Here is a 10,545-nt window from a genome sequence, read left to right as displayed (position 1 = left end):
GTGGCTGGTGAAGGTTTCTACAACTGTAGTGACATTACGTTAAACGGAACAGGTACGACGCCGCCGACTGACCCCGTTGATCCAACCGAACCGGGCAATAATCTGACATCTCTAGGCTACTTTGTTCAGCAAGGTTTCGGACCAGTAGAAGCGGGTGACACCATTCGTTTCCGTACGTTTAATGCGACAGGCAATGAAATTGTCGATATTTCACTGCCAATCAGCGCAAACAATACGACGACTTGGGCGGCAGAAATTGCTGATCAATTTAACGCGCAGCAAACGGGCGATTGGTATGTGGGTATTTGGCATCAAGAGATGAATCACTACATGTTCGACAGTAACAACGTGAATGCGAATCAAGTATTAGCGCCAAGTGCAGACTTCAGTTATGCGTTGTCACTGCTCAAAGCGGATGTCACGCCACCAGTTGAACCAACCAATTTGTGGGACAAGACAGCCGTTTACAACCAAGGTGATGTGGTGACGCACAACGGCAAAGAATGGACTGCCCAGTGGTGGACGTCTGGTGAGGAACCTGGCACAACGGGTCAATGGGGTGTATGGCGTTAAGCCATTTATTCTGGCTCTGAACAATAAAACCCTTCTCATGTGAGAAGGGTTTGTTTTTTCAGTCTAAAACGACCACTTTGGTCGAGTGGTTGTCTTGAAAATCAGAGCACATATCGTTATTCGCTTGCTCTCCACTCGTTCCAGTTGAGCATCGCGTAGTCTGCCAGTTTGAGCATCGGAATGTCTTCGTGCGTATCACCGTAGGCATAAACAGACGCAAATTCGTCGAGCGAAAACGTGGCCCTAACGCGCGAGACTTTTTTTTCTAAACTGCAATCACCTTGCTGGTAAAAGCCACTCAGTTTTGGCTGTTCTGAGATCAGTTCACTGCACAGCAAGTGGTAACCGTTCGCTTCACACCAAGGCTTGAGATACGCATTGAGTGATGCCGACACCACCACAATGGTATCGCCTCTGTGCTGATGCCACGCCAACCTTTCCATCGCTTCTGGCCGTAAGTACAGCGGGATCACTTCGTGGGCAAACTGAGCGCCAATCGCTTCAATTTTCTGCGTTTCTTTCCCTGAAAATGCAATAAAACTGCTGAGAGGACGCATAACACGAGCGGGTAACACTCCGAGTTTGTACAGCGCATAAAATGGCATGATAGCGACCTTTCCCACTCGTTTGCGCAGGCCATAAGCAGAATAGTGGAGGAAAAGGCTAAACATATCCTCTCGGGTGATGGTGCCATCAAAATCAAACAGTGCCAGTGACGGCTTAGTAGTATCGAGCAAACTCAGCGCCTATTTTTTGGTTTAAGATCGTTTTGTGTTTATTGATAAAACACCGCCAACCAGATGGTTTCTTGCGTTGGGTCAGTCCAGCTCACTTTGTGTTTGGTATGAGCTGGAATCGTAACGTGATCGCCTGCCTCAAGTCGTTGCACGACACCTGATTCAAAAGTCAGCTCTCCAGCTCCTTTAAGAACCAAGACCCATTCATGTTCTTCTTGATCGTACCAGCCACTTTCGGGCGAGGTTTGCCCCGTTGAGACAATGCGTTCTATACGCAGGTTTTTGTGGGTCAGCAGGTCTTCGAACACTTCCTCGTCGAGGTTATTCGGTAAGTCTTTAAACAGGTTCATGGCCTTTCCTTAGAGAATGATCAGTCCAAAAGGCGCAAGCAATTGCTCTTGTTGCCAATCACAAATTTTAACACCAAACAGAGAAACGCGGCGAACATCTAGCCCGTCTAGTTCGACATGAGTCAGATCACACTGCTCAACGTTAAAGGTTCCCCATTGTTCTGGCGAGAATTCGCAGCGAGATAAATCCGAGCCTTTGAGAGTTGCCCCTGCGAGGTTCGCACCGTTCCAACGGTTTTCAAAGAGGTCACATTTTTCTAGTAACACTCGTTCGAAGTTACAGTAGGTGAGGTTGCAGCCAGTAATAAAAGCAGAACAGAAAAACATGGTATTGCTGACGCGATTAGCAAAGTTCGCACCTTGGAAGTTTGCCCCTTTGAGATCGCACTTACGCAGCTCCAAGCCCATACAATTTGCGCCGTTAAACAGGCTCATCGCCAACATGCAGTTCGTAAAGCTAGCGTCTTTTAAGTTCGCGAAGCGAAAACTACACCCTTCTAGCGCTTTGGATTCGATAAAGCGACAGTCGATGAACTTAGCATCGCGCAGATCGGCATGGTCGAAACAGCACATATAAAAGTGGCAGTTTTTAAAGGTAGCATTCTGAAAATCGTGATGAGAAAAGTTTTCTCGTTCAAAAATGAGATCGGTTTTTAACATGTCTTCTCCTTAGCTGCGAGCAGACTAGCACTCCAAGTGACTGATTTTCCAGAAAAATAACTTCTTGTATTTCAGTGTTTTACAAACCCCTCAAATCGCGATTTTAAGGGGTCAAACGAGCGTTTTAAGTGGGTTGTTTTTTGAAAATAGAAGACGTAGAGGAAGAAAAAAGTTTTTGCTGGCTACGGACCTTAGCGAGAGGATTCGTGTTTTTGAGCATGCATAGCTTCTCACACGCACAGTTTGCATTACAGAATTGTATCCGATTTGCATAATTTGTTGATCGGTATGGCGTTTCTCTATACAAAAAACCTATATTTTTCACAAATTGATTTCCATCAAAATAGTAGGGTTTCTATGTGCTAGATTGCGCACAGCTCAAAAAGATATAGATACCCGTGTGCTTCAAGGCGCTGAGTTTACTTGAAATCTCAGATCAGTTAGTAGGCACCCCTTTGGGTACGACATAACGAAGCCCTACGAAAGGAAATAAAAATGAAAAAAACAATCTGCAGTCTAGCAGTGGTTGCTGCACTCGTGTCACCAAGTGTTTTCGCTCATAAACAAGGTGACTTCGTTCTTCGTGTTGGTGCGGCGTCTGTCGTTCCAAATGACAGCAGTGATAAGATTCTTGGTTCTCAAGAAGAGTTAGAAGTTGACTCAAATACGCAGCTTGGTTTGACGTTTGGCTACATGTTCACAGACAACATCAGTTTAGAGCTTCTAGCAGCAACACCATTCAGCCACGACATTTCGACAGATTTGGTTGGTAGTGATATCGCGAAAACCAAACATTTACCACCAACGCTAATGGTGCAGTACTATTTTGGCGAGTCTCAAAGTAAGTTCCGTCCATACGTTGGTGCAGGTCTGAACTACACCATATTCTTTGATGAAGATTTCAATAGTACGGGTAAAGGCGCTGACCTGTCAGATTTGAAATTAGATGATTCATTCGGTCTAGCAGCGAATATTGGTGTGGATTATATGATCAACGATCAATGGTTCCTCAACGCCGCTGCGTGGTACGCAAACATTGAGACAGAAGCAACTTATAAAGCAAGTGGAGTGAAGCAAAAAACCGACGTCAAAATTAACCCTTGGGTATTTATGATCAGCGGCGGTTACAAGTTCTAAGAAAAACCAGTAGTTACACGCACATTACTATTATTGGCATGACTTTGGGGGTGGTTACGGGGACTGCCCCTCTTTTTTATCCTCGTTTTGATTGCACATCATTTACTCCACTTAGCAACATGCAAAATTGGATCTTTACCTTGCAGATCATTTTATTGTCGGAAGATCGAAAAGTCCTACACTGATCACATAATTGAACAAGTGGACAATATAAATGAGCGACGACATCGCAAAGCATTCTTCCTCCAGATCTAAGTTGGTAAAAACTCTTTTCTTCACTCTCTGTGTTATTGCATTTAGTGCGATGTATTGGTCTTGGCAGTATTCTGACAGTCATCCAAGCACGGAAGATGCCTACGTTAGGGCAAAAATTTTGTCGGTAGCGCCTCAGGTAAAAGGCCAAGTGGTTTCTGTGGATGTTAAAGATTTCCAATCCGTTAACAAAGGTGACCTACTGCTGAAGATAGATTCACGCCCATATTTGTTGGCAGTGAAGCAAGCAAAAGCGGCATACCAATTGGCGGTCCAGCAACATGACGTTGCCGATAAGCAGGTAACTGAAGCCGTTGCGGGCTTAGATGCGGCGCGCTCTAACCTGACAGAAGCGCAAGTGGAGTACAAACGTACGGATTCCTTGGTGAAACGCAAACTGGCGTCGGACCAAGATTTAGATACGGCAAAAAACAAACTAGCCAATGCCCAAGCGAGCCTGGAGCAAGCGCGCGCGACGGTAGAAAAAGCCATTGCGAACCGTGGTGAAGAAGGCGCAGAGGCTGCGGTTGTTCAACAAGCGGGAGCACAGTTAGCGCAAGCAGAGCTGAACTTGAGCTACACCGACATTACGTCACCAGTGGATGGCATTGCCGGTGAGATCAATACGCACGTAGGCTCGGTCGTTAGCGTGGGTCAAACGTTGTTCCCTGTGATTTTAAAAGACAGCTATTGGGTACGCGCGAACTTTAAAGAAACCGATCTTACTCATATTAAACCTGGCATGCATGCGGATGTGGTGATTGATATGTACCCAGACGTGGTGTGGAAAGCAACGGTAGAACAACTATCGCCTGCGAGTGGTACATCGTTCTCCTTGATGCCACCAGAAAACGCAACGGGTAACTGGGTTAAAATCAAACAGCGTTTCCCTGTACGTTTGGCATTAGAAGTACCGGCCGATGCGCCGCAACTTCGCGTGGGTGCGAGCTCAGAAGTCACCATTGATTTGCAAAGTAGCGTGCAATGAGCCATCAAATTACGGCAGACAAACGGGGGATTGCCACCGTCGCCGTGATGCTTTCTGCCATCATGGTGTTAATCGATATGACCGTTGCGAACGTGTCGCTATCGCACATGATGGGCGCGTTGGGCGCAACGGCAGACCAAATTACGTGGGTGTTGACGGGTTACAGCATGGCGGAAGCGATCTTCATTCCGATGACCAGTTTCTGGGTGTCGCGTTTTGGTGAACGCAAAGTCATGTTGGTTGCTGTGATCGGTTTTGTGATTGCCAGTGCGCTTTGTGGGCAAGCACAGTCTCTTGAAGAGATGGTGCTATTTCGCATTATCCAAGGCGCTTTCGGCGCGTCGGTGATTCCATTGGCGCAGTCGACGTTAGTGCAGATCTATCCGTATGAGCAAAAAGGCAAAGCGATGGCGATTTTCTCCATCGGCATTTTGCTTGGTCCTATTTTGGGCCCAGTTGTAGGTGGTGTGATCACCGACAACATTAACTGGCGCTGGATTTTTTACATCAACTTGCCATTCGGTTTGATCTGTACCTCTTTGATTTATCGCTATATCCATATCGACAACAAATCCAAACCTAACTTTGACTGGTGGATCATCGGTTACATGGCGTTAGGTGTGGGCGCGTTGCAGTTTGTGTTGGATAAAGGGAATGAAGATGACTGGCTCGACTCACGTATGATTCAGACCGCGATATTGCTCGCAGTCATGGGATTGGTGATGTGGATCTATCGCAGTTGGAAAACCAAAAGTCCAATAGCGCCATTGTGGCTACTGAAAGACCGAAACCTTATGGTCTCGTCATTGATGATTGCCGTGGTGTCGATGGCGATGTTTGGTCTGACGACTCAACAACCAATGCTGTTGGAAAGCTTGCTGGATTATCCGGTCTCAACCACTGGTTTATTAATGGCACCGCGTGGGTTGGCGTCAGCGGCGATGTTGATTTTGGTGATTAAGCTCAATCCGCAATTCGATCCCAGAATCAAAATAGTCTTTGGCTTAAGCTGCATCGGGATTGGTAGTTATTTGATGACGCAATACTCACTGCAGATCGATACATTTTGGATTGTGATGCCGAGTATGATTCAGGGGATGGGGCTTGGTTTAACCTTCTCGACGCTATCCACCTTGGCGTATTTAACGATTCCGAAAGAGCAATCTGTTGCGGCGGCGAGTATTTACAATCTGTTCCGTACCATTGGTAGCTCGTTTGGTATTTCTATCGCCACCACGTTCCAATATCGTGATAGTCAGCAGCAATGGCATGCACTGGGAGAGGGTATTAATCCTTATAATCCTAACTTGCATGACTGGGCGGCCAATCAGGGGCTTTCTATTACCGACCCGGTTGCGTTAGACCAATACCAACAGATGTTGCAGCAGCAATCGCAAATGGTCGCGTTTGTGCACACCTTCCAGCTTGTGGGAGTGATGTTCGTGATCATGATGCCGATGCTGGTTTTCATTCGGTCGCGTGAATAACATGAAGTTCCGGTGAATAGTGTAAGAGAACGCCTCTCAAGTTGTGTCAGCTTGAGAGGCGTTTTTTATTGGACAGTGCCAGTGAAAGAAGGACGTTTACTCAAACGTCACTTCGTCAAAATGCGGATTGGTTTTGAGCGCGCGCATTGCGACTAATTGTTCAGTCGGGAAAGCGGTGTGCTCACCATCCATATCTAAAAACAAGCACTCTTGTCGCTGCATGTCGTAGCCTGTGTCGAACGCGTTGCCCTGATGAGTTTCACCATTTTTTAGTGTGATCTCGATAGGGAGCTTAAACATACAGGCGATTTCAATAAAATCGTATTGGCTGCAAGTCACCATAGTTTTCTCCTTTCAAACCGACGCAGTATTCAGAAGGTTTGAGAACCGTATCCTTAAATAGAAGACGTTTGATTGAAACTGAATCTTCATCTTACACCTCATTTTGGTCACGAAATAGACATACACGCACGTTTTAATAAACCTACTGTTGAGCGTTCACAAGCGAGACAAAACTACGATATGTCTGAGACGATACTTAAGCGCACATACCTAACAAGTGAACAAAAGACACAAAAGCCAAGTTCACTGATTTCCCCTCAAACCTACGATGCGCAGTTGGCGCACCGTGTTCACCACTCGCCTCAATTTGAAAACGGCCGAGTTAAAAACGAGATGCCAAATGTCCCTAGCCCGCAATCATTCTGGCAGGTGTGTTGGAGCTATCTTGGTGGTAGAACGCCATTGAGTCCTAACGAACATCTGCCACATTTCCCAATTCAACCTACGCAGTTTGCGCAGCGAAGTGAATCGATGCGCGTTACTTGGCTGGGCCATTCCACCATGCTGGTGGAGGTCGATGGCATTCGAATTCTGACTGATCCGGTATTTGATTACGCTTCTCCGTTCGTCGCAAAAGCGTGGTTTGAACGCAATATTCCCAATACCTACGCCAGAGATTGTTTGCCGATTCCTGAAATTATCGTGATTTCGCACGATCATTACGACCATTTAGAAGCATCGACCATACGTTTCTACGCTGATAAATCCGTGACGTTTTATGTGCCCTTAGGGGTTGGCAAGCATCTGATAAAGTGGGGCGTTTGCGCAGACAACATCGTGGAATTCGATTGGTGGGATAGCGTGCACTATGCCGGAATCGAACTGATTTGTACGCCTGCTAACCATAATTCGGGTCGTACTTATTTCGATAAAAACGCGACCCTGTGGGCTTCTTGGGTCATCAAAGGAAAAGAAGAGACGCTCTATTTTAGTGGCGATTCAGCTTACGATTCGCATTTTTCCGAGATAGCACAGCGATGTGGACCAATCGACATTGCCTGTTTGGAAGTGGCTGCCGATGTGAAAGGCCAAGGTTATCCGGTCGAAAACTGGGGGCACATGCAGGCTCATCATACCGTGCAAGCGTTTCGCGATTTAAATGCGAAAAAACTGTTGCCAGTACATTGGGCTACATACGAGCTGTTTACTCACCGCTGGGACGAACCGATTTTAGATTTGCTTGCCCATTGTCAAAAAGAACATATAACGCTGCTGACGCCAATGCCGGGGGAGAGTTTTTTCGTTCATAAAAAACAGATAAATAAACAATGGTGGCGAGAAAAAGAAACAGGTGAGCCAGCTAGAATTTTGACTTAATAATATGTTCTTACTTCAATAATTATTTTAGAAGTTAACCTTGTTATTTTCAGAATATAACAAGGTTTTTTTACTCGCTTACTCATCAATCACTTGAGGTTTTAACTCGACGATATTTCCTTCCGGATCATGAATATAGAGTGAGCGACCGAATCCTTGTGCGCCGTAGCGTTTCGCAAACTCTTCGGTTTCAATGCCGTTCGAACGCAGATATTCCAGTAATTCATCCTCGGAAAAAGGCGCCAATTGCAGGCAAAAATGATCAATATTACGACCATTTTGAACTGGTGGCTTTCCGCCGAGTTGACCCAATTCGCTGTCTACCGTCACTACATCAATCAATGCGTTACCTGCCCTAAGTTGAGTTAAACCAAGTTCCGTTACTTGGCGCTCGACAGGGCAGCCCAAAATGTCTCGATAGAAATGCAACATAGCATCGAGGTTACAGGTCCTTAAAACAACATGATCAAGCGCTTTGATGGCGATTGGATTTTTGGTGGGCATGCTTCACTCCTTTTTGCATTGTGTTGAGGTAAGTATAAAGTGACCTTAAAAGTGGTGAGAGAAATGATCAAATTCCAGACGTTTTTTTGCTAGAGCGAGTGCAGAAACACTGCAACTTAAAGCAAACAAAAAAGGCTAGCGTATTGCTAGCCTTTTGGTATATGGATGGGGCTATTACTCGTAATCAGAAGCGTAAGTTTCTTCGTAAGAGTGTGAGTAAAGCTCGAATAGGTTACCGAATGGGTCTTCTAGGTAAACCATTTTCGCAGGCTTATTATCGTCTTCTGGGTGGTAACGCATGATGTCCATGCGAACTTTGCCACCTAGTGCTTCGGTGCGTTTGATAGCACCTTCAAAATCGTTTGTCTGCAAACAGAAATGGAAGATACCGATGCGAGAAAAATCCACTTCATGGCGCTCTTGACGCTCTTTCATTTCGAATAACTCAAGGCCGATGCCATCACTTGTCACAAGGTGCGCAATGTTGAAGCCTTTAAAGCCTTCCCCAAAGACCGCAATACACATTCTGCCAATTGCCGTTTCGCGTTCTTCAATCACTTTCGTGTTGCCCATAACGACTTTTAGACCTAGCGCTTGCGTGTAAAACTCAACCGCTTTGTCCATATCTCCGACCATAATACCGACATGATTCATTTTCATTTGTTTGCTCCCAACATGTGTGTTTGAACGTTGTCTTGTTTCGATGTGGGAGAGTATATGGCGTGATATTGATTACATGAAATTATCATAAATTATAAAAATGATAATTTTATTTAATGATGTGCGTATTGGGATTGATTTAGTGAGCTAAGGCCTCAACAGCTTGCCTCACCGAGGTGAAATGAATCTTGATAATGCACCGTTGCGCGAGGCTGAATTCATGCGATTGGATTAATGACGTAACCTCTTCTACGGACAGCGTTCGTTCTTTTGGGTGTAAAAGAGTGGTGTTCGAACCATTGTTTTTCAATTCGAACGTGTTGCCATTTGAGTCAATAACGTAATCATCTTGCCCAAAAATGAGGGCTTCGCATTCAGAGTCTAAGTCGGACTGGGAATGCGTGTAGATCAGCTCATCGTCGCCGTCTAGTTTTAGCAAGCATGGCCAGCATACTGCGTGGTCTCTCATGGTTAACTCATTATTCATTGTTATTTAGAAACTTGACCCAGGTTGTTGCAAAAACGCTAACTCTTCGGGAGTGCTCTTTCTTCCCAGTATCGCATTGCGATGAGGATAGCGCCCAAACTGGTCGATGATGGCTTTGTGTTTTAGCTCAAAATCGTAGTTATTTTCAAGCCCTGATGCGCGAAACAATTTTTCAGCTTCGACATGAATGAGGCGAGATTCGCTATGCATAAATGGCATGTACAAAAAACTTAGCTGCTCAGGCGCTAATTCTTTGTCGTGACCTAACCGAATTGCCTCTTGAGCCAATGCTAATGCGAGTGGGTCTTGTGCAAACGCTTTTGGGGTGTTGCGATACACATTACGTGAAAACTGGTCGAGGACGATGATTTCGGCCAATCGTCCTTGTGCGCTGTTACGCCAATTAAACAGTTCACAACGAGCGGCTTGTTCTAATACCGAGGCAAATCGCGATGCAATACGCTTGTCCAGTTCTGGGTTGTTTTCAAACCAATTTTGGGGCGATAGCTCCTCGAACCAAAATTTGATGACTTCTTGGTACATGGATCTTCCTTCCTATTGCATTAGCTAAAGAATAAAAAGCCAGAAGGCGAGCTCCTGGCTTTCTGCGTGTTATCGACCGTAAGTCTCTACGATGTAACGTTCAAAATCGTCACACATTTGTTCGTCAGAGATGGTGTTGCTTGCCAGCTCTTTACTGCCGTCGACGACTTTAATCGCGGCGTTCAGTGAAGCGACTGATGCTCGCTCTCGCGTCGCAAGTGAGTCGATTTTCTTCTGCTGCACTTCCCATGCCTGTTCTGGCGACAGGTTACACACGTCTGCAAGGTATTTGGCATTGAAGCCTTCGCCAGTCAGGCTGACAATGGTTTCGTTGTGCGACAAGTGATTGCCTGCGTGCCAGTAGTGTTTTGCCAGCAGTGGGCCAATTTCTGGGTTATCCGTCAGGTAACCAAACTTCTCAAGGAAGTATGCACGGGTCTGATACACCGCCATGTGCGCGAGTAGATAACCTTGATACGCACAAGCTGCTTCGTCGGATAGCAAATGT

General features: G+C 45.8%; 13 protein-coding genes and 1 pseudogene. 5 read left to right on the top strand and 9 right to left on the bottom strand.

What is annotated here, in order from left to right; translation table 11 throughout:
- Positions 1–573 (top strand): carbohydrate-binding protein (locus tag IQR33_RS33370; RefSeq protein WP_228013956.1); only part of this gene is annotated, 573 nt, incomplete at its 5' end.
- Positions 574–689: 116 nt separating this feature from the next.
- Here the strand turns inward: IQR33_RS33370 and IQR33_RS17270 are convergent.
- Genes IQR33_RS17270 through IQR33_RS17260 form a run of 3 tightly spaced genes read right to left on the bottom strand, consistent with a single transcriptional unit; the run spans position 690 to position 2,320 of the window.
- The gene (locus IQR33_RS17270; RefSeq protein WP_031778857.1) at positions 690–1,310 is read right to left on the bottom strand and encodes an HAD-IB family hydrolase; all 621 of its coding nucleotides are present in this window, start codon (positions 1,308–1,310) and stop codon (positions 690–692) included.
- Between the two features lie 38 nt (positions 1,311–1,348).
- A complete protein-coding gene (locus IQR33_RS17265) occupies positions 1,349–1,660 on the bottom strand; it encodes a cupin domain-containing protein (protein WP_005383281.1) in 312 nt (103 codons plus the stop codon).
- 9 nt (positions 1,661–1,669) lie between these two features.
- Entirely contained in the window at positions 1,670–2,320 is a 651-nt protein-coding gene (locus IQR33_RS17260; RefSeq protein ID WP_005374358.1) for a Qnr family pentapeptide repeat protein, read from the bottom strand.
- A gap of 495 nt (positions 2,321–2,815) precedes the next feature.
- Here IQR33_RS17260 and ompW point away from each other — a divergent pair, with 495 nt between their 5' ends.
- The 3 genes from ompW (at position 2,816) to IQR33_RS17245 (ending at position 6,184) form a co-directional block, all read left to right on the top strand.
- Positions 2,816–3,457, top strand: coding sequence for an outer membrane protein OmpW (gene ompW, locus IQR33_RS17255; protein WP_064369526.1), 642 nt, complete (start codon positions 2,816–2,818; stop codon positions 3,455–3,457).
- A gap of 214 nt (positions 3,458–3,671) precedes the next feature.
- Positions 3,672–4,697 (top strand): HlyD family secretion protein, encoded by a 1,026-nt coding sequence (locus IQR33_RS17250; protein WP_064369525.1) that lies wholly within the window; start codon positions 3,672–3,674, stop codon positions 4,695–4,697.
- Positions 4,694–6,184, top strand: a complete 1,491-nt coding sequence (locus tag IQR33_RS17245) for an MDR family MFS transporter (protein WP_005383288.1) — start codon at positions 4,694–4,696, stop codon at positions 6,182–6,184. Before IQR33_RS17250 ends, IQR33_RS17245 begins: the two co-directional genes overlap by 4 nt.
- 96 nt (positions 6,185–6,280) lie before the next feature.
- On the opposite strand, the gene IQR33_RS17240 is transcribed toward IQR33_RS17245, so the two are convergent.
- Positions 6,281–6,526 carry a Rho-binding antiterminator gene (locus IQR33_RS17240; protein WP_005374351.1) on the bottom strand — a complete coding sequence of 82 codons (246 nt, stop codon included), beginning with the start codon at positions 6,524–6,526 and terminating at the stop codon, positions 6,281–6,283.
- Between the two features lie 180 nt (positions 6,527–6,706).
- On the opposite strand from IQR33_RS17240, the gene IQR33_RS17235 reads away from it, so the two are divergent.
- Entirely contained in the window at positions 6,707–7,843 is a 1,137-nt protein-coding gene (locus tag IQR33_RS17235; RefSeq protein WP_193837847.1) for an MBL fold metallo-hydrolase, read from the top strand.
- A 78-nt stretch (positions 7,844–7,921) separates the two neighbouring features.
- Here the strand turns inward: IQR33_RS17235 and IQR33_RS17230 are convergent, their stop codons facing one another.
- The 5 genes and pseudogenes from IQR33_RS17230 to IQR33_RS33365 form a co-directional block, all read right to left on the bottom strand.
- A complete protein-coding gene (locus tag IQR33_RS17230) occupies positions 7,922–8,347 on the bottom strand; it encodes a VOC family protein (protein ID WP_054578555.1) in 426 nt (141 codons plus the stop codon).
- Between the two features lie 174 nt (positions 8,348–8,521).
- A complete protein-coding gene (locus IQR33_RS17225) occupies positions 8,522–9,007 on the bottom strand; it encodes a VOC family protein (protein ID WP_193837828.1) in 486 nt (161 codons plus the stop codon).
- Between the two features lie 139 nt (positions 9,008–9,146).
- Positions 9,147–9,476, bottom strand: coding sequence for a DUF4144 domain-containing protein (locus IQR33_RS17220; RefSeq protein WP_033907198.1), 330 nt, complete (start codon positions 9,474–9,476; stop codon positions 9,147–9,149).
- 24 nt (positions 9,477–9,500) lie between these two features.
- Positions 9,501–10,037 carry a DUF924 family protein gene (locus IQR33_RS17215; RefSeq protein WP_191116161.1) on the bottom strand — a complete coding sequence of 179 codons (537 nt, stop codon included), beginning with the start codon at positions 10,035–10,037 and terminating at the stop codon, positions 9,501–9,503.
- Positions 10,038–10,106: 69 nt separating this feature from the next.
- Positions 10,107–10,545, bottom strand: a pseudogene (locus IQR33_RS33365) (peptidase M3); the annotation flags it as partial.

Origin of the sequence: Vibrio sp. OPT46, from assembly GCF_015163535.1 — a bacterium.
Lineage (GTDB): Bacteria > Pseudomonadota > Gammaproteobacteria > Enterobacterales > Vibrionaceae > Vibrio > Vibrio alginolyticus.
This window is presented reverse-complemented; position numbering and strand designations above follow the sequence as displayed.